The organism is Corallococcus terminator, from assembly GCF_003611635.1.
GTDB classification, from domain to species: Bacteria; Myxococcota; Myxococcia; order Myxococcales; family Myxococcaceae; genus Corallococcus; species Corallococcus terminator.
The window spans coordinates 1-18,224 of the sequence record NZ_RAVZ01000194.1 but is presented as its reverse complement, the minus strand read 5'-3'; the positions used below and the strand labels follow the sequence as shown (position 1 = coordinate 18,224).

The window sequence follows — 18,224 nt, the reverse complement described above, 5'->3', positions numbered from 1 at the left end:
GCGCGGGAGGGCGGGATTGTCAGGCCGAACATGAGGCGTGCTTCCGGGATTGCTGGCAGAAGAGTCGCCCTCCGTACCCGCACAAACACGACGAGTGGTATTACAAGCGGTGTGCTGCGGAGTGCAGCAAAGCCTACAACATCTGCGTGGATGAGCAGGAAGGAACGGCTCCAGCGAAGCAGAAGCTGGAGTTCACGAGCCTTCAACAGGCGCGCGATTGGCTGGATGAGCATAAGTCTGAGGTTGCGCTTGGCACCATTGTCGTCATTGGAAGCACAGGATTCATCCTCACCATCGGTGCTGCTGGGGCTCTGATCCTGGCACCCCTCGCCCTCTGAGCGGAGTCATCCATGGCCTACAATTCAAACTTCGACGTCGACACCGTGATGGCCGTCCTGGGCACGATCGGTGAGCGGTTCCAGGACGGAACGCCGGAGGATGAAGCGCTTCGGATCGCCGCAGTGGCTTTGCTCTACGTCCGCGACAGCGCGAAGCTGGAGGACTACCGCGAGTACTTCCGGCGGTTCTTCACACCGGCCACGGAATCGGTGGTCGTGGTCCAGTCCTTCTCGACGACAGAGGAGGCAGATGCGTGGCTGGCCCAGGGATTGGGACACGAGGGCGACCTCGTCCGTGTCGCGGGCAAGGGGTTCCGGGTCATTCCCAAACGGAAGGAGGGCGGGCTGATGTTCCTTCGCACGCCGCTTCCTGAAGAAATGGCGACCTGACGGACTCAGATGTTGATGCGGGAGCTGACCGTCCGGACGTCCAAACCCAGCGCTGAGAACTCCGCGGCATGGGCCCGCAGCAACGCCAGCAACCGGGGATGCACGTCTTCCTCCTCGTTGGAGAGGATGAACCCGTAGTTCGTCTTGGACAGCATCCAGGAGATCCACAGCATCTCCGTCGCCTCATCCGGCTTCGGCGCCACGTCCAGGTCCGCTTCCGTCGACAGCGTGCCTCCCTTGCCCCAGCGGAGGCCCAGACACGAATACAGCACCTCTCCCGCGTCCTCCCACTGGAGGTTGTTCGCCCAGGCGTGGCGGAAGGTCGCGAAGAAGATGACGTAGCGGCAGAGGTTCTTCAGCGCTTCCACCTCGCCGGGCTGGGGAGCATCCGTCCGTGTCACCGCGCTGACCGCCTTGGGCGGAGGCTCCGCGGCCTTCGCATCCAGGTCCATGCGCTCCGAGCGCACGAACCACGGCGCGTCCTTCCCCGGCACCTTCGCCCGGAGATACCGACACACGAAGGCAGGCGCCGAGTGCGCCACGAGGTCGTCCGAGAACCGGCGCACCTCATGCCACTGCGCCTCCAGCTCCGTGCCGTGCTCCGCGAAGAACGCGTCGATGTGCTCCCCGAGCAGCCGCCAGAAGAGCTGTCCGGCCTTCGCATACCGGTGTCCTTCACAGACAGGCATCGCGGGCGCGAACCCCTTCCAGTCATAACTGCCCATCAGGTGTTCCAGCCGCTTGTTGATTCCCCGCTCCGTCAGGGCACTGGCGCGCGTGATGTATCCAGTCGACCCCACCAGGAACCCGTTGGCCGAGTGGTTGATCAACACCACCTCCCGCAGGTGGGGCATCAGCAGCCAGCGCAAGGGATTGCGTCGCAGGTTCCGGTGCGCCGCAATGGCATACTGCTCCACGTTGAAGTGGCACTGCCCCAGGTGATTGCCCAGCTCCACATCCAGCGTCGCGCTCACCCGGGCCATCCGCTTGGCCGCCTCCCAGTCCGCGCCATCCGCGGGCGTGAAGGTCCGCCGTGTCACCGGCGAGCCTGGCGCCGTCGCTCCGGGCTCCCGCATCCCCAGGATGATGCGCACCGGCAGCAGTTTGCCCTCCACCAGCCGCAGCCGCACGTCGACATCCGGCAGGCAGTGGCGGCCGTCCTGCTCATAGGCATTCCACGGCAGATACAGCCGGAACGCCTGGTCATCACCGGGCGATTCCGGGTCCCGGTCCATGACGCTGGAGAACATGCCGTTGAGCAGGCGCTCGCCAAAATAGGCATCGCTCCGGGTGGAGCCCGGCGACTCCCGCTCCATCCGCGCCGTCGTCGACTCCGGATAGTCCGCTTGGATCTTCGCCAGACTCGGCGCCTGCCCCAGCCGCGCCTGGAGCTGGTGCTGTCGTTTGATGAGCTCGATGGGCGCGACAGCCTTCAGCATCGCTAGCGAACGTCCCGGCGCATACGCCGTGGGCGGAGTGCCTTCCTCCACGACGAGCAACCGCGCCAGGGTCGTCGCCGGATCGTATTCCCAGTAGGGCACCCGCACCGTGCCGAAGTCATACTGGAGCCCCCCGTGGTCATCCGGACCCCGCTCCGAACCGATGCGCCTCCACGTCTCCACCACGCGCCCGTCCTTGCGGAACGTGTGCTGGGGTTCGAAGAAGCGAAGCTCCAGGTCCGGCAGGTCGCCCTCCCCCGCGTCGGCGGGGTCGTAGCGGATGGAGAAGGCCCCTGTCGCATCCGTGAAGCCCTCGCCCAGGAAGTCGTCCGGCGTGCCGAAGTCCCGGTCCCACAACTCCACCTTGAGATGGTGCAGCGCGATGGGGCCCTGGGGACCGTCCTGCTCGAAGACGAGGCGACCCGAGGCGACGGCGGGCAGGGTGGCTGGATCCCTCGACGCACGAGGCGCGCGCACGCGCGAAGCCAGGTTCCGGCTCACCGCCAGCCGCTGCTTCAGGTCGAGCCCCGAGTACCACCGGGCCAGCTCGTCCGGTTCCAGGAGATCGGCTTCATCGCTTCGGGACTTGAGACCCAAGGACGAGATGATGCGGCGCCAGACGGTGCTCATGGGCGGCAGGCCTCAATCCAAGACATTGCCCCGAAGGGCATCGTGGATTCAGGTCCGTGACAGAAGTGGTTCGGGGCGGGTGCCATCGCACCCCGGAGGGTACCACGGCTTGTCCGGCCCGCTTTCTCATCTTACCGTATCACATCCGTGCTAGTGGGGGATTCCATGACTGTCGATTACACGCTAACGATTCGCACGAACTCGCGGCTCGGCGCGGGAACCAACGCCAACATCTCCGTCGTGCTGGTCGGGACGCAGGGTGAAAGCGACTCACACCCGCTGGACAAGCGCTTCCACAACGACTTCGAAGCCGGAGCGGAGGACTCCTACACGGTCCAGACCCGTGACCTGGGCGAGCTGCTCCTTCTCCGATTCTCGAACACCGGCAACGGGGTCGCGAGCGACTGGCTCCTCGACACGGTCCGCGTCACCGCCGGAGCGAAGCACTGGTTCTTCCCCCACCACCGCTGGGTGCTGGGCAAGTCGACCGCGGAGGTCCTCGAAGGCACGGCGCGGCTGGCGCATCAGGTGCCGCACGAGCGCGCGACGTCCGCCCGCCAGGAGCAGCTCCAGGCCCGTCAGCGGATGTACGGCTGGCGTGCCCCCGAGGCGACCGCCGGGCTGCCCGGCGCGCTCGACATCAGCGACACGCGACCGCTCCCGAAGGACGAACTCTACCGGGGCCTCGTGGATGGCAGCTACGAGGTCGTCATCGCGAAGACGCTGGCGGCCATCAAGCTGCACATGCCCCTGCTGAACAAGGCCTGGAACGGCCTGGTGGACATCTTCGACTTCTTCAAGGGCATCGAGCTGCCCCAGCTCGCCAACCGGTGGAAGGACGACTACGAGTTCGCCCGGCAGGCCGTCCAGGGCATCACCCCCGTCCACATCCAGTCCATCACCGCGCTGCCCGAGGGCCTCCCGCTCGCGGACGGCGATTTGAACGGGCTGCTGTCGCCGGGCCTTTCCCTGGCCCAGGCCCTGGCGGCGAAGCGCGTCTTCCTGCTCGACTTCGAGATCCTGGACGACGTGCCCATGTTCAAGAAGGTCGACAAGGAAGGCGTCGAGGAGCGGCGCTGGTCGCCCGCGTCCCGCTGCCTGCTGTTCCTGGACGACACCCGGCACCTGCGCCCCATCGCCATCCAGTTGGGACGCGACCCGCAGAAGGATCCGGTGTTCACGCCCAATGACAGCCAATACGACTGGCTGGCCGCGAAGATCTACGTCCGGTGCAGCGAGGGCAACACGCACCAGATGGTGGGGCACGCGCTGCGGACGCACTTCATCGCGGAGCCGTTCGTCATGGCGACGATGCGCAACCTCCCGGATCCGCACCCCGTCTACAAGCTGCTGCGCCGGCACTTCCGCTACACGCTCGCCATCAACGAGGGCGCCAGGAAGGGCCTGCTCGCCGAAGGCGGCGTGTTCGACGACATCATCGCCACCGGCGGCCCCGACAAGGGCCACGTGTTCCTGGGCAAGAAGGGCTACCAGCGCTGGAAGCTGACGGACAACAGGCCGCGCCAGGACATCGAGCGCCGCGGGGTGCTGGACGCGGCGGTGCTTCCGCACTACCCCTACCGGGACGACGCGCTGCCCCTGTGGGACGCGTTCGAGGAATACATCGGCGGGGTGCTCGGGCACTTCTACAAGTCCGACGCGGACCTCGTGAATGACGTCGAGATGCAGCGCTGGTGGGCCGACCTCATCTCGCACGGCATGCCCGTGGAGAAGCTGCCCTGCACGGAATTGAAGCGCGTCGCGGACCTGGTGGACATCCTCACCACCGTCCTCTTCACGGTCAGCGTGCAGCACGCGGCGGTGAACTACCTCCAGTACGAACACTACGCCTTCGTGCCGAACGCGCCCCTGTGCATGCGCAAGGCGCCCCCGACGAAGAAGGGCCTCATCGGACCGGATGACATCGTGGAGATGATTCCCTCCAAGTCGCAGATGCTCTGGCAGGTCTCCATCGGCCGCGCGCTCTCCAGCTTCGGTGACGACGAGGAGTACCTGCTCCACGAGGGCGGCTGGTACGAGGAGTATTTCCAGGAGCCAGAGGTGCTCGCCCTCCGCGACCGCTTCCACGCCCGGCTGCGCGCCCAGCGTGACGCGGTGAAGGCTCGCAACGAGAAGTGCGAAGTGCCCTACACGGTCCTGCAATCCGACCGGATCCCCTGCGGCATCACCGTCTGAGACGTCTGGAGAAGATGCCCATGCCCAACCTGCTTTCTCGTGGCCTGTTTAACCTGTTCTTCGGTTCCAGGCGCAAGCCCTTCGCTTCACTCCCTGGGCCGCAGCCCGGCGTGCTCGGCACCGCGGGCGACTTCCTGGGGCCCCAGCCCTGGGATGTCTGCGCGCGGTATGGCCGTGAGTACGGCGGCGTCACGCTCATCTGGATGGGCCCCAGCCCCGGCGTGGTGCTCAACGACCCCGCGGTCATCGCGGAGGTGCTGGAGTCCCCCCGCCGGATGGAGTTCGAGAAGGGAAACATCAGCGAGCAGGTCCGGCCCACGGTGACGGATGACACGGTCTTCATCGCGAAGCTGAGCGGGGACTGGGCGCAGAAGCGCAAGCTGGAGCCCATGGAGCAGCCGTGGTCTCCGAAGTGGCTGGCCGCCCAGGTGGAGCCGATGCACCGGTCCGTCGTCGAGTCCGTGGAGGCCCTGCTGAAGGAGCCCTCCATCGACTACACCACCGCGATGCGGAAGCTGACCTTCGACGCCTTCGCGGTCGCGGCGGTGGGAGAGAAGCTTCCGACCTCCGTGTTCGACGACTTCATGCTGATGGCGAAGGGCGCGGATGCCCGGATCCAGGCGAAGATGCCGTTGAAGTTCGTCTCTCCGCCCAAGGGCTTCGAAGAGGCGAAGGCGCGCTTCTATGGCCAGTTCGCGGACCGGGTGCGCGCCGCGCGCAAGAACCCGAACCCCCAGGCCGTGGACGTGATGTCGTGGACGCTGCGCGAGACGCCTGGGATTGATGACCAGGTGTTGGCGCACCTGCTGGGAGGCGTCTTCTATGGAGGCGCCTTCTCCTCCAGCGTCACGCTGGTGGGCGCGTTCCACCAGCTCCAGAAGTACCCCCAGGCCGAGGCGCGGCTCGCGGAGGAGGCCGCTTCGCTGGGGGACGGGCCGCTGACGTTCGAGAAGCTGGGCAGGGCGCCCTGGGCGGAGGCCTGCGCCTTCGAATCCCTGCGCCTCCTGCCGGCGGTCCGGGTCTTCACCCGCACGCCGTCGAAGGACGCGCAGCTCGCGGGCGTCACGCTGCCGGCGGGGGCGATGATCATGATCTCCAACCAGCACCTGCACCGGGACCCGGCTCACTGGACGGAGCCGGACACGTACAACCCCGCGCGCTGGTTGGACGGTGGCGCGACCCGTGACCCGCTGGGCAGCGGCCACTTCTTCCCGTTCGGACGGGGACCGCGCGCGTGCGTGGGAGGAGACTTCGCGATGGTGTTCCTGCGCACGGCGCTGGCGACCATCGCCGCCCGCGCCAAGGCCCAGGTCGATTCGACGGAGCCCTTCGAGGAGGGCTTCTTCTTCGGCGTGGTGCTGCCCAAGGGCGTCACCGGGAAGCTCGTCCCACGCTCAGCACAAGCAGCGCGGGCCACGCCGACCGTGGGTGCCATCTCCGCTTGATGGAACCCTGCCCGGCGAACGAAAAAACCAGGCAGGGAGGAGTGTGGGCCACATGATCGACCCGCGTTTCAGTGCCGCGGCCTTCCGCGAGGAGGGCGCGGTGGAGCAATTGACGCAGGAACTCGAAACGATGCTCACGGCCCGCCTCCGCTTTGCAGCCCAGCCCGAGCAGGAGGCCTACGCGATGGTCGAGGACTTGAGGCAGCTCGGCCATGACCTCTGGAGTTTCGACGCGTCAGACGAGATGCAGACCTGGTGTGGCAATTGGACGGAGCCAGAGAAGGACCCTCGGGTCTTCATCGACTTCACCTATCGCGAGGGCATGCCACCCGAAGTCAGCATCACCGTCAAACGCCGCTTGAGCACCCGGTAGTTTCAAACAAACCGGAAGCTCCCATCAGAATGAGAAGCGCTGGATGGCGCTGGGGTTGGTGACGACGTCCCCCCCGAATTCGCGCACCGTCGTGTAGAGGGTGCTCGGCTGGGTCCTCATGAGGAAGGGGCCTGGAATGCCGTCGATCCGGTACAGCTCCTGAGCGGTCTGCCCGTCCCACGTGGACAGCACCCGCTCCTTGCCTCCGTCCGGGAGCGTCTTGTCGACGCTGAAGACGAACCTCCGGGGATCCTCCACGAAGACGCCACCGCGGAGGTAGTAGGGCTCCGGAAGGACGAGGGGCTGGGAGGGCTGCACTCCCTCCCACTCCAGCTTGAGCCCTGGTTCGGAGGGCTTTCCCGTCAGCCACACGACCGTCTCGGTGTCTTCACTCACGTATGAATCCGAGAAGACATCTCCGCGCTGGGAGAGCACCACCCCGGGTGTACGCATCAGGATGGAGTCATGCGAATAATTGACGGTGGGGGAGTTGCGGCGGAAGCAACTCAACAGCCGAGGCGGGTTTCCCGGTCTGGGTTCGCATTGCGCGTCGGCCACCTGCACGCATCCCTGCGCGCTGCAATGAAAGGACTTCCGGTCTTCAGGGAACGCGCCGAACTCTTCGGTCTGGTTCACGTTGAGGATGACCGAGTCCTCATCGAAGAAGGAGAAGGTGAATCCCCACGTGCTGGCCTCCGCGGTCGTCTCCCACAACAGGGCTTCCGTGGCGCTGTCGTACATCCGGATGTGCTGCCCCGGTGTCAGCTCCGCGAAGCGGGTGCGCGAAGGAGAGAATCGCAGCCAGGTCGCGGAGTGCTCTATCGGTTTGACCTCACCCGACTCCAGGTCGACGCGCCAGACGCGCTCCTTCTTGGTGAGCCAGATGAATCGGTCGCCCGCATGGAGGGTCGCAACAGGGTAGTAGGCGTCGTTCTCGATCCGGAACAGCGTGCGGACCGGACACGCCTCGGCCGTGCAGGTCTCGAAGGGCACCATGCGCAGGGCCACGGCATCGTCCGGGGTCTTCTCGGTGAAGGCCAGATAGCGCCGGGTGCCTTCGTTCACGACGGCCGAGGCCCAGTGGTGGCCGACCTCGTGGGCCTGGGCCTGCCCGGGCTGCCAGACCCAGAGGGCGCGGACGTCATTCGTCACGGGTCCCTGGAGCACGAGGAGGTTGCCCTCGCGCGTGAAGCTTCCAGACTCGGCCTTGGGCGCGATGGGCCACGTCGTACCCGTCGACAACTCCTGGACGAGCGTGCCGTCGTCGCGGGTCACCGCGGCCAGGAAGCGCTGCTGGCCATCCACGTCCAGCAGGGCCGCATCCCGCAGCAACGTCTGGACGGGAGGGGGCCCGGCATCCGCCTCCCCCGGTGAGGCGCCGCGACAATGGGATACCGTCATCCCGAGCAGCAGGAGACCCAGGAGCTTCCGTGCCCCCATCAGGAGCGGACCTGCTCGGTGAAGAACGCTGTGCATGTGAACCTCTTTCCGGCACGAGGCGACCCCCGTCGGCCCGGTGGGGTCGAATGACTCCCGTGACGTCGCTCTTTCCACGGCAGGGCGCGAAGGGCCCCGCGCGAAGTCGCTCATGGATGCTTATCAGAGGTCCCGTGCGTGCGCAGGAGGGGGAGGGCGCCCCCTTTCGCTTGAGTGGGTATTCCCGCCGGAAAAGGCACTCCACCTGGCGGAGCCTTCATCGCTCGAACACGGGTGCCAGACTCATCGCCGCCGCCACCAGGGGCGCGGGCTGGCGCGACTTGAGCCAGACAGCGTGGATGGGAAACTCCGCGCGCGGGCGTGTCAGCGGCCAGGCCACCACGCCAGCCGCGCGCGGCCCTTCGGGCTGGAACGACGGCACCAGGGAGAAGCCCAGCCCTGCGGCCACGAAGGCGAGGATGCTCTCCGCGGAGTCCGCTGAATGCACCTGCCGGGGATGTACGTCGTGCAGGGCCAGGGCCCGCAACTGGAGGTCCAGCAAGTGATGGTCGGAGCCGTAGCCGATGAAGGGCTCCGCTTCCAATTGCTTGAGGTTCACGGTCCTGGAGCGCGCCCGCGCGTGGGAGCGAGGCAGCACGATGAAGCCCTTCACCCGGCCCACCTCGCGCGACTCCACGTCGTGCGGCAGCTCCGGCAGGTGGTCCACCAGCAGGTCCGTCTCTCCCAATCGCAGCCGTGCCAGCTCGGGCGCCGCGGATTCGAACAGCCGCACCTGGATGTCGGGACGTGCGCCGCGCAGCCGGCCCAGCCACGGTGGCAGCAGATGCCGCAGCACCAGGTTGGAGGCATGGATGCGCAGCGTCCCGCCGCGCTCGCCTGTCTTCAGGGAGCGCGCCACGTGGGGCAGCCCTTCCAGGAACGGGGCCACGAAGGCATACAGCTCCCGCCCCGCGGGCGTCAGTGCCATCCGGTCCTTGCCCACGCGGGTGAAGAGCTCGACGCCCACCTCCTCCGTGAGCCGCTTCACCTGCTGATAGATGCCCGGTTGGGTGATGGGGTAGGGGAACGCGCGCACCGCCCGCGTGTAGCCGCCCATGCGCGCCACCCAATAGAAGCCTTCGAGCCGCTGGATTTGAATCATCACCCACCGTTATAGATGGACCGGCGATTTGTGACATGCGGTCCGGAGGGCAGGGCGGGCAGGCTGGTTCGCGTACCCCACCACCGGAGCACGCACCCATGCCGTCCCCATTTCCCTTCGCCATCCGTACCCTCGTCGCGACGCTCGTGGGCGTCACGGCGCTGACGTCGGGCTGTGCCCCGCCCGACGCGCCGGGAGCAAAGCCATCCCCCGCCGCGCCCGCGCTGGCTGAACAGAAGGAGGCCCTGGCGGAGGTGTCGCTGGTGCGCGTCAACGTCGGAGGCCCCGAGGTGACCGACGCGCAGGGCCGCACGTGGAGCGCGGATTGGGGCTTCGTCGCGGGACGCACGCTCCAGTTCACCGGCGACGTGAAGGGCACGACGGAGGATGTGCTCTACAACAGCGCCCGGGAGGGCATGGCGCACTACCGTGTGGGGCTGGGCGGCAACGGGGGCGTGTACCGGGTGAAGCTGCTCCTGGTTGAACCCACCGAGTCCCCGGGCGCGCGCGTCTTCCAGGTGAAGGTGGATGGGCAGATCTACCTGCCCCAGGTGGACATCGCGAAGGCGGTGGGCACGCGGACCGCCTACCAGGCCGTCTTCGACGTGCCGGTGCCTTCGGGGTATCTCGACATGGAGTTCCTGCCGCTGGAGGGCCTGGCGCTCCTGTCCGCCTTCGAGGTGAGCTCCGTGTCCTGGCAGCCTCTGGGCGAGCCTCGGGGACAGCTCTACATCCGCGGTGACGTGACGCTGCCGCAGGTGGCCATGGACACGACGATGCGGCCCTATGTCGCGCACCTGGAGCGGACGGGCTTCTACAGCAACGAGAACATCCTCCGGGTGGAGCGCTGGGACGGAGACCTGTCCGCGTCTCCCTGGAATGGAAGCTGGACGGCGTTGGACGTGCCGGGTGGGACCCCCGCGCCCATCACCCGCACCCAATCCTTTGCACTCATCGTGGACGGCAGCGGCGCGCCAGTCGTCGCGCACGACGATTACTATTCCTTTGAGACACTGAGTGTCTCGCGTTGGAGCGGCAATGCCTGGGTTCCGCTGGGGCCGCCCCAGAAGGGAGATGGCTACGGGGCCGGGGCGGACGAGACGTCCCAGGCGCTGGCGCGGGGCTCGGATGGACAGCCCATCCTCGGCTTCGTTGCCCGTACCTTCACGGGCAGCAGCCTCGTCGTCCGGCGTTGGACGGGGTCGGCCTGGGTGTCCTATCCCAGCGCCCAGGGCCTGCCCTCCAATGACTACCTGCGCGACCTGAGCCTGGCGGCCCATCCATCCGGGGGACCCGTCGCGGCCTGGATGGAGTTTGATTTCGAGCCGACCATGACCCGGTACCTGCGCGTGGCGCATTGGACCGGAGGCGACTGGGCGATGCTGAGCGATGCCGGGCTGCCCATCACCCCCGGCTCCACGGTGGATACCCCCAAGGTCTACGTGTCGAACGCGGGCGTCATCTTCGTGGCCTGGAACCAGTACAACCCCCCGGGGACGGCGAACGAAGGGTCCGAGGTGCGGGTGGCCCGGTGGAACAATGGCTCCTGGGTGGCCCTGGGCGGCGGCGTGAGCATCCAGCGCCAGGCCACCGGCCAGCCCCGGATGTTCGCGGACTCCAGTGGCCGGGTGACGCTGCTGTGGGCCGAACTTCCGGAGACGCCCGACGCGAAGGCCTATCCCATGTATCTGCGCAAATGGAGTGGCACGTCGTGGACGACCGTGGGCGGGAGTGCCGGCCCCGTGGCCCGCACGCCGGATGGGTACTTCTCCCTCTTCCCGGACAAGCGGGGCCTGCCTTTCTTCACCTGGCCGGGGACGTACCAGGGCAAGTCGGTGGCCCACGTGCAGGTGTTGAACCCGTAGGGACCCACCCTCAAAGTCAGAAGTCAGGCTCGCCGGCCGTCCAGACGCGGCGAGTCTGGAAATGTTGGATGGACAATACTCCAGGGAGGTGGGACAGGCCTTTCACGTCTGGACCGCTCTGGCAGGGATGTCCTGACTGGCATGATTTCGGGGTCGGAAGGTCGGGCTTCATGTCGAAGCCCTGCACCGGCCCAAGGAGTCGTCCATGAAGCCTGGAACCTCATTGCTGCGCGCGGTCGCCCTGGTGTGCACGGGTCTGGCGTTGACCGCCTGTGGCGGAGCCATGACGCCCGAGGAGGCCGCTGCCGAGGAGGCCCTGGCCCTGGCCACTTCGGAGGCCGAACTGGGGTCCTGTGGTACCTGGTCCGGCTGGACGAACACGGGCGTGACGTCCTGTGCACCCAAGAATACGTGTGGCGGCTACTGGGTCTGCGAGCCGTTCGTTCGGGGCGGCGACCCTGAGTCGCTCATCGGCGGTGGCGGCAGCGAGAACTCCGCCCCGTCGTGCCGTGAGGGCGAGGTCGCCGTCCGGTACTACAACCTGGGCACGTCCAACCAGCAGTCCAGCTACCGCGTGTGCTTCAACGCGGCTGGCACCTATACGCATACGGAATATCAATACCAGGCCGTCTTCAGCGCCTGCGGCTGCTGAGCCGGAGGTGCCCGTCGCCCGCGTTGCCTCCCCGGCAACACCCTGTCTGGGTTTGTGGCCTGGGAGGCAACAACAGGGTGGCCCGTGGATTTCGTGAGACGGCAGGGGACGCCTTACCTATCTGGTGATGGCGCATGTCGTCATGCGCCTCATCCCAGGGGCCGTTCGTTTCCTGAGACATCTGCGTCTACACTCAACGCCTCACACCCATCCGTTGCATGGGTGTACCCAGGGGGCGTAACGCATGAGACTCAAACGATTCATCTCCTCTTCATTCCACGCGAAGCTGAGACCGGGCCTCGGTGGACTGCTCGTCGCGTCCTCGTTGTTCTCGCTGCCGGCGGAAGCCGCCGCCCTCAAGGTCATGACGATGGGGCTCGGCACGGGCACGGTGACCGCGACGGGTATCAGTTGCACCAGTGCCGGCGGTGACTGTGACGAATCCTATGCGGCGACCGCCACCGTGACGCTCACGGCCGCGCCCACCGGGGGCTCCACCTTTGGCGGCTGGAACACCGACGTGGACGCGGACCTCCTGTCCTCACCGGACTGTTCTGGAACGGCGCTGACCTGCACGCTGTCCATGAGCCTGGCGCGGTCGGTGAAGCCGGTCTTCCACCTTCCGGTCGGCACCCTCAATCCGCTCGTGGTGGCGAACCCGAACGCCATCACGCCCGAGGAGATCGAGGCGTACCTGGGCAACCCCGCCAATGCGAACACCAACAGCGTGGCGCGCTTCATCAGTGCGCTGCCCGCCCAGTACAAGCAGAGCGCGATCCTGATGTCTCGCTCGGAGAGCTTGCAGACGGGGACCGCGGAGCACCCTCGAATCCTGCTCTCCAGCCTGGACGCGAAGTCCGTCTTCTCCATCGGGCCGGTGCCGAGCGCGTCGTATCCGGGGTCGCATCCGGATGTCATTGAATACATGCAGTGGGATGAGGCCACGCGCAACTTCCGCTTTCATGAGATCATCCTGAAGTCCATCCCGGCGATGGGCACCATTCCGCCGCGCTCGCGTCACATCGAGAAGGACGACACGAAGTGCTCGAGCTGCCACTCGACCCGGAACGTGCTCAACCGCACGGGCATCCCCGGCACGGATGGGCTCCCGGTGGGGGGCATCAAGACAAAGAACAAGCCCAACTGGGATCCCTATGACAGTTGGGGCGGCATGCTGCCGTTCAACCGGGACCGGCTGTATCAGGGCTCGCTGGACACGGCCGCGTTCCGCAAGCTGTTCAATCCCTGGACGTGGCGGGCGAGCCCCGCGATCCGTCAGTTGGTCGAACAGCTACGGCTTCAGCCCCCGGGACTGCCCGCAGGCAATGCCAACATCATCACCCGCTACCGCGGTGGGCTGAATGACGGTACGCCCCGGTTCTCCTTCGACACGTCGCCTCCGGTGACGACGGAGCCGGCCCCGGTGGGCTCCGCCCCGGCCATCTCGACGGCGTATGCGTTCAACGGGCTCGTGGGCACGGGCGCGTCCACGCCCGTCGTTCGTGGAGGGACCTTTGTCACGCTGTTCCACCAGTCGGCGGTAGGCGGTGGCGAGGGGCGGGGCATCCAACTGTTCGACCTCCTGGGAGGTCTTGACGGCAACCTCAACCAGCGCAGGCTCGCGGACGAGGTCGCGAGCCACCGCTGGGCGACCGGCAGCGTCTACGTCGATCCGCGTCCGGTGGCGCTGGCCATCACGAAGGGCTGCCTCATCATCAACGCGGCGATGAACAGGGTCGAGAGCACCGCGTCGAGCCTGACCTTCGATCTCTCGTTCTTCACGGCGCGCAACGGCATGGGCATCAACGCCTTGCGTGCCGACACGGACTCGCGCACCAAGAGCGTGCCGCGCAGGAAGGTGGACATCCAGCGGTACAACCTGGACCGGACTGGAGACGTGTATCTGGCGACCAGCTCGCCGGTGAACGGCCTCGTTCAGCAGTACGGCGCCGCGACCAGCGCTTCGACGGACAACTCGTTCGCCCGGCTGCGGCGCGAGGTGTTCCGCCGGCCAATCGATGCCGGCGGTGCCGACGCGACGGTCATGGGCGGCATCTTCGTCGACCGCGAGATCTACAACGACAACACGACGCCGGTGACCCTGTACCGCTACTTCCTCGAACCGCTGGGCATCTCGGTCGACAAGTGGTCCCTGGGCGTGCGGGGTCGGTCGCGGGCCTATGGCTTCGCCGACGTGTTCAATTCGTACAACACCGCCCTTGAGCAGGCGCTCGAGGACAATCTGATGGCGGAGCCGGTGGCTGGCCTCGTGTCGCCCTACACCTGTACCAACCTGATTCCGGCCGTGAATACGACGCTTGCCTCGCTACCCCTGCCAGCCGCCGTTCCGACGTACACGGACGTGCAGCGCATCTTCAACAAGGCCTGCGTCGAGTGCCACGGCGGGCTCGATTATCCGCCGTATTCGAACTACGGGACCTTCCTGAACCTGGCCGAGGACCAGAGCGGCCCTGGCGTGAATCCGCTCACGCAGCCGCACGGCATCGCGGCGCCCCTGGCCACCAGCCTGACGGCCCCGCTGTACGAGCGCATCACCCGCACGACGGAGACCTGCCCCTTCGGCATGATGCCGTGTGGCGGGCCGCCGCTGAGCAAGGTGGACATCGAGACGATCCGTCGCTGGATCGTGGGGGCGAACCCCTCCACCTGGGGGGATCCGCACCTCACGACGATCGACGGCGTGCGCTACGACTTCCAGGGCGCTGGCGAGTTCGTGCTCCTGCGTGACCCGGGGCTGGAGATCCAGGCGAGGCACACCCCCATCCAGACGGATCAGCCCGTGGGGCCGGACGCGCACACCGGGTTGACCGCCTGCGCGAGCCTGACGACGGCGGTGGCGGTGAGGGTCGGCTCGCACCGCATCACGTATCAGATGAACGCCGAGCGGCCGGAGCTGCTGGAGCTGCGCATCGATGGCAAGCCCACGCAGCTCGGCTCGGAGATCCTGCTCTCCGGCGGTGGACGGATCACCGCGACGCCCGCGAGCGGTGGACTCCAGATTGAAACGCCGGGTGGGACGCGCATCATCCTCACCGTCGATTGGTGGGCGCACTATCAGGTCTGGTACATGAACGTCGGCGTGCAGCAGGCCCGCGCCACGGAAGGCCTGCTCGGCGCCATCGCCCCGGGCAACTGGTTGCCGGCGCTCCCCGACGGCACGCTCCTGGGAGAGCGCCCGACGGACGCCTATGAGCGCTACATCGCCCTGTACGAGAAGTTCGAGGATGCCTGGCGGGTGACGAAGGACACGTCGCTGTTCGACTACGCGTCCGGGTACTCCACCGCGTCGTACACGCTCAAGAGCTGGCCGGAGTACAAGGCGACGTCGTGCCGCGTGAACAAGCAGCCGCCCGGGATTCCGGTCAAGGAGCCGCTGAAGCCGATTGCGTTGGAGGAGGCCGAGCAGATCTGCAAGGCCGTCACGACGGATGAGCGCCGTCGTGACTGCGCGCAGGACGTGGCCGCGACCGGCGAGCCGGGCTTCGTCAAGGTGTATGAGACGGCCTTGAAGGTCGAAGGCAACCTTCCTCCCGGAGTCCTGAAGCTGGTGGGCCCGAAGGACAATGCCGTCGAGTCGTCGCTCGTCTCCTTCAAGTGGGACGGCACGTACGACAAGGATCAGGACAGCGTTGGCTACAGGCATTGCGTCTGGAGTGTGGATGTTGGCTTCACCTACCAGGCCTGCGCTTCGAAGCCGACTCAGGAGCTGTCGACGACGGTGAGGCTGGAGTCCGGCAGGGATTACTTCTGGAAAGTCATCGCCGAGGACGGCAAGGGTGGCAGCACCGAGAGCCTGACCTGGCGTCTGACCGCGAAGTAGCGGTTAGCGTGGGATGAGGAGGGGCCACTTGCGCGCGAGCGGGGTGGCCCTTCCTTTTGCCCCCGGGCGTGGGCTGAAAGGAGCTCTTCAGGTGCTCAGCGGAAGGGCTGTTCCATCCGCCGAGGGCCACGGCGGAGCGTCACGATTCGCGGTGGAGTGGGGTGTCAGTCTTTTTCAGGCAGGCCGAGCAGGCGCCGCAGCTCCGGCAGCGTCGTGTTGGCCCGGAAGCCCGGGCCGCCCCGCTGGAATCGGGTGGCCGCGGCCAGGTTGCCCACCACCAACGGCTCGCAGCCGGCATCGCGCACCAACTGTGCCGCCACCTGGACGGCCTGGGTGTCGTCCCCGGCGATGGGAACAGCCAGCAGTCCGCTCTGCCGGCCAGCGGACGCTTCCACGGCCGTGGCGTCGACGGCGCTGAAGGCCCGGACCAGCCGCGTGCCTGGCAGGTACTTCGCCGACGTGGGGCCGACGCCGTTGGCCAGTGCCTCGCGCGCCAGGGCGTCGTCGCGGCCCGGGGGCGGGTTGCAGGCATCGAGGACGATCTTGCCGCGCAAGGCCTTCTTCAGGTCGCGCCCGAGCTGCGGAATCGCGCTGTAGGGCGTGGCGAGCAACACGATGGTGCCGAACTCGGCCGCCTGCTGTGGCGTGCCCACCGAAGCGCGCGGACCGAGCGGGCGGGTCATGGAGGTGAGCTCGTCCGGATGGCGGGAGGAGAACAGCACCTCGTGCCCGGCCCGGACCCAGATCTGCCCGACGGTGCCCCCCAGCCACCCCGCGCCGATGACGCCGATCCGCAGGGCCTGGGACTTCTCCTTCCCCTTCACCTGCGCAAGGACCGGGAGTGAGGCCAATGCGGCGAAGGTCGCCAGGATGGAACGACGGGAGATCGGCATGACGGTGAACCTTCCCTGATGACGTTGCCTGCTGTCTTCGTGCCTCGCTGTCGGGAAGAAGTACGCCCGGCGTCGGCCGGGCAATAGACGCAACCTGCGTAATGGGCCTTGAAGCCCTGCTTCACAATGGCTGATGCGCTCCTGCGTGCGCACCGTGCTCAACGGCACCCGGCGGCTTCGCCGATCAGCTCCGTCACGACGTCCGGGTGGCTGATCAGCGCCACGTGGGAGCTTTGGATTTCGATGGCCTGGGCGCCAGCGCGCTGGGCCATGACACGCTGGGCCTCGGGCGGGATGGTGCGGTCTTCGCTGGCGATCAGATACCAGGACGGAAGGTCCTTCCACGCGGGCGGGCCGGAGGGGGTCGCGAAGACGGAGGCGGCGGCCGGGCGTTGGCTGGCGGCGAGCACTGCCGCGTCAATCTCGGAGAGGTCGCCCGCGAAGAGTTCGCGGAAGAAGGCGGGGTCGATGTAGCCGTCAGCATCCGTGCTTCCGCCCCCAGGGAAGGGGCGCAAGACAAGGTGGTTGCCAAGCTCGGATTGGCCGCCGCCGAGCGCGTTGGCGGCCTGGAGGGTCTCCCCTTCGTCGAGTGCGTACGCGGCGACGTACACGAGCGCTTTCACGTTCGGGTTCCCGGTGGCCGCGTTCGTGATGACCGCTCCGCCATAGGAGTGGCCGACCAGGACGAGGGGGCCGGTGAGGGTGCTCAGGAAGGAGCGCAGGTACTCCGCGTCACCGGAGATGCTGCGCAAGGGGTTCGCGAACGCGTAGACCGTGTAGCCCTGTTGCTGCAACGGCGCGATCACGCCGGCCCAGCCGGATGCATCGGCGAATGCGCCGTGGACGAGGACGACCGTGGGCTTGTCACAAGCGTCGGCCGGCTGCTCATCCTTGGAGGTAACGGCGTTGGATGCAGGCGTGCAGACCACCAGCAGTGCCCCGAGTGCACAGAGCAGGCCCAACCGGCGCAGGTTTTGTTCAGTGAAGCGCTGAGCGTTCATGGACCCCTCCAAGGATTCGAGTCGCCGGCGCGCGAGTGGCGCAGGTCGACGTGAGGGTGGGAGGTGTCCGTGGCTGTGCCAACGCAGACTGCGGTCCAATCCCCGGTGGGCAGACCGAGTGTCCTCGAATGCCCAACTCAGGAGTGGGTTCGACTCAAGGCGGCGGGAATCGAACCCGCAACAAGGTGGAAGCAAAGCCCCAAGCAGGTCGCGCTGTTACCGGCTAATGCCTTGTTCTCTCATCGGTTCGTTCTGCTGCCCCATCCCGTTTCGTCCCGTTCTCATCCCCGCTGGAGGGGCACACTGGGGGCACATGCAGCCCAACAGGGGCAATCTGCTTGGACGCAAGCGGCCTGAGTTCCCCGGTCGCCTAATACTACTTGATCAGATGCGTGACGGCCCGAGAGGAGGAGCGCGGGGATTGAGGTGACGCAGGCAGAGGGGACAGTGGCCGATGCGGCTGAGCAGCAAGTGCTGAAGGCGACGCCGCACCATGGGCAGCGTCCATTGCACTCGCTTCCGGGGGAAAAAGCGCTCGACGCAGCGCGAGGAAGCCGTGGGCCACCATGCAGAGGGTGGCGTG

General features: G+C 67.0%; 12 protein-coding genes and 2 pseudogenes. 8 read left to right on the top strand and 6 right to left on the bottom strand.

Translation table 11 applies throughout. The features are described from left to right. Both D7V88_RS44670 and D7V88_RS25250 read left to right on the top strand, forming a co-directional pair. A pseudogene (locus tag D7V88_RS44670) lies at positions 1-338 on the top strand (hypothetical protein); the annotation flags it as partial. 12 nt (positions 339-350) lie between these two features. Further along, positions 351-728: a hypothetical protein gene (locus D7V88_RS25250; RefSeq protein WP_120543207.1), complete on the top strand. Its 378-nt coding sequence runs from the start codon at positions 351-353 to the stop codon at positions 726-728. A 5-nt stretch (positions 729-733) separates the two neighbouring features. On the opposite strand, the gene D7V88_RS25245 is transcribed toward D7V88_RS25250, so the two are convergent. Continuing rightward, positions 734-2,797, bottom strand: coding sequence for a lipoxygenase family protein (locus D7V88_RS25245; RefSeq protein ID WP_120543206.1), 2,064 nt, complete (start codon positions 2,795-2,797; stop codon positions 734-736). A 165-nt stretch (positions 2,798-2,962) separates the two neighbouring features. On the opposite strand from D7V88_RS25245, the gene D7V88_RS25240 reads away from it, so the two are divergent. From D7V88_RS25240 to D7V88_RS25230, 3 genes are read left to right on the top strand one after another with little or no spacing between them, the layout of a single operon-like run. Next, positions 2,963-4,993, top strand: coding sequence for a lipoxygenase family protein (locus D7V88_RS25240; protein WP_120543205.1), 2,031 nt, complete (start codon positions 2,963-2,965; stop codon positions 4,991-4,993). Between the two features lie 20 nt (positions 4,994-5,013). After that, positions 5,014-6,438, top strand: a complete 1,425-nt coding sequence (locus D7V88_RS25235) for a cytochrome P450 (protein WP_120543204.1) — start codon at positions 5,014-5,016, stop codon at positions 6,436-6,438. A gap of 52 nt (positions 6,439-6,490) precedes the next feature. Beyond that, on the top strand, positions 6,491-6,811 hold the full coding sequence (locus D7V88_RS25230) for a hypothetical protein (protein ID WP_120543203.1): 321 nt from the start codon (positions 6,491-6,493) through the stop codon (positions 6,809-6,811). 24 nt (positions 6,812-6,835) lie between these two features. Here the strand turns inward: D7V88_RS25230 and D7V88_RS25225 are convergent, their stop codons facing one another. After that, the gene (locus D7V88_RS25225; RefSeq protein ID WP_147448861.1) at positions 6,836-8,287 is read right to left on the bottom strand and encodes a hypothetical protein; all 1,452 of its coding nucleotides are present in this window, start codon (positions 8,285-8,287) and stop codon (positions 6,836-6,838) included. Positions 8,288-8,504: 217 nt separating this feature from the next. After that, complete coding sequence (locus D7V88_RS25220) at positions 8,505-9,389, bottom strand: LysR substrate-binding domain-containing protein (RefSeq protein WP_120543201.1); 885 nt, start codon at positions 9,387-9,389, stop codon at positions 8,505-8,507. A gap of 98 nt (positions 9,390-9,487) precedes the next feature. Here D7V88_RS25220 and D7V88_RS25215 point away from each other — a divergent pair, with 98 nt between their 5' ends. From D7V88_RS25215 to D7V88_RS25205, 3 genes are all read left to right on the top strand, one after another. Further along, positions 9,488-11,254 (top strand): malectin domain-containing carbohydrate-binding protein, encoded by a 1,767-nt coding sequence (locus D7V88_RS25215; protein ID WP_158625149.1) that lies wholly within the window; start codon positions 9,488-9,490, stop codon positions 11,252-11,254. Between the two features lie 205 nt (positions 11,255-11,459). Further along, positions 11,460-11,906: a hypothetical protein gene (locus D7V88_RS25210; protein WP_120543199.1), complete on the top strand. Its 447-nt coding sequence runs from the start codon at positions 11,460-11,462 to the stop codon at positions 11,904-11,906. 244 nt (positions 11,907-12,150) lie between these two features. Beyond that, on the top strand, positions 12,151-15,747 hold the full coding sequence (locus D7V88_RS25205; RefSeq protein WP_120543198.1) for a VWD domain-containing protein: 3,597 nt from the start codon (positions 12,151-12,153) through the stop codon (positions 15,745-15,747). A 164-nt stretch (positions 15,748-15,911) separates the two neighbouring features. On the opposite strand, the gene D7V88_RS25200 is transcribed toward D7V88_RS25205, so the two are convergent. The 3 genes and pseudogenes from D7V88_RS25200 to D7V88_RS45675 all read right to left on the bottom strand — a co-directional run. Continuing rightward, positions 15,912-16,640, bottom strand: coding sequence for an NADPH-dependent F420 reductase (locus D7V88_RS25200; RefSeq protein WP_120543197.1), 729 nt, complete (start codon positions 16,638-16,640; stop codon positions 15,912-15,914). A gap of 158 nt (positions 16,641-16,798) precedes the next feature. Further along, entirely contained in the window at positions 16,799-17,641 is an 843-nt protein-coding gene (locus D7V88_RS25195) for an alpha/beta fold hydrolase (protein ID WP_120543196.1), read from the bottom strand. 376 nt (positions 17,642-18,017) lie between these two features. After that, positions 18,018-18,224: pseudogene (locus D7V88_RS45675) on the bottom strand (IS701 family transposase); the annotation flags it as partial.

What these genes read in the sequence shown, in the direction of transcription:
- D7V88_RS25250 (WP_120543207.1), top strand. Translation starts at nt 351, where the DNA reads ATGGCCTACAATTCAAACTTCGACGTCGACACCGTGATGGCCGTCCTG.
- D7V88_RS25245 (WP_120543206.1), bottom strand. Translation starts at nt 2,797, where the DNA reads ATGAGCACCGTCTGGCGCCGCATCATCTCGTCCTTGGGTCTCAAGTCC.
- D7V88_RS25240 (WP_120543205.1), top strand. Translation starts at nt 2,963, where the DNA reads ATGACTGTCGATTACACGCTAACGATTCGCACGAACTCGCGGCTCGGC.
- D7V88_RS25235 (WP_120543204.1), top strand. Translation starts at nt 5,014, where the DNA reads ATGCCCAACCTGCTTTCTCGTGGCCTGTTTAACCTGTTCTTCGGTTCC.
- D7V88_RS25230 (WP_120543203.1), top strand. Translation starts at nt 6,491, where the DNA reads ATGATCGACCCGCGTTTCAGTGCCGCGGCCTTCCGCGAGGAGGGCGCG.
- D7V88_RS25225 (WP_147448861.1), bottom strand. Translation starts at nt 8,287, where the DNA reads ATGCACAGCGTTCTTCACCGAGCAGGTCCGCTCCTGATGGGGGCACGG.
- D7V88_RS25220 (WP_120543201.1), bottom strand. Translation starts at nt 9,389, where the DNA reads ATGATTCAAATCCAGCGGCTCGAAGGCTTCTATTGGGTGGCGCGCATG.
- D7V88_RS25215 (WP_158625149.1), top strand. Translation starts at nt 9,488, where the DNA reads ATGCCGTCCCCATTTCCCTTCGCCATCCGTACCCTCGTCGCGACGCTC.
- D7V88_RS25210 (WP_120543199.1), top strand. Translation starts at nt 11,460, where the DNA reads ATGAAGCCTGGAACCTCATTGCTGCGCGCGGTCGCCCTGGTGTGCACG.
- D7V88_RS25205 (WP_120543198.1), top strand. Translation starts at nt 12,151, where the DNA reads ATGAGACTCAAACGATTCATCTCCTCTTCATTCCACGCGAAGCTGAGA.
- D7V88_RS25200 (WP_120543197.1), bottom strand. Translation starts at nt 16,640, where the DNA reads ATGCCGATCTCCCGTCGTTCCATCCTGGCGACCTTCGCCGCATTGGCC.
- D7V88_RS25195 (WP_120543196.1), bottom strand. Translation starts at nt 17,641, where the DNA reads ATGAACGCTCAGCGCTTCACTGAACAAAACCTGCGCCGGTTGGGCCTG.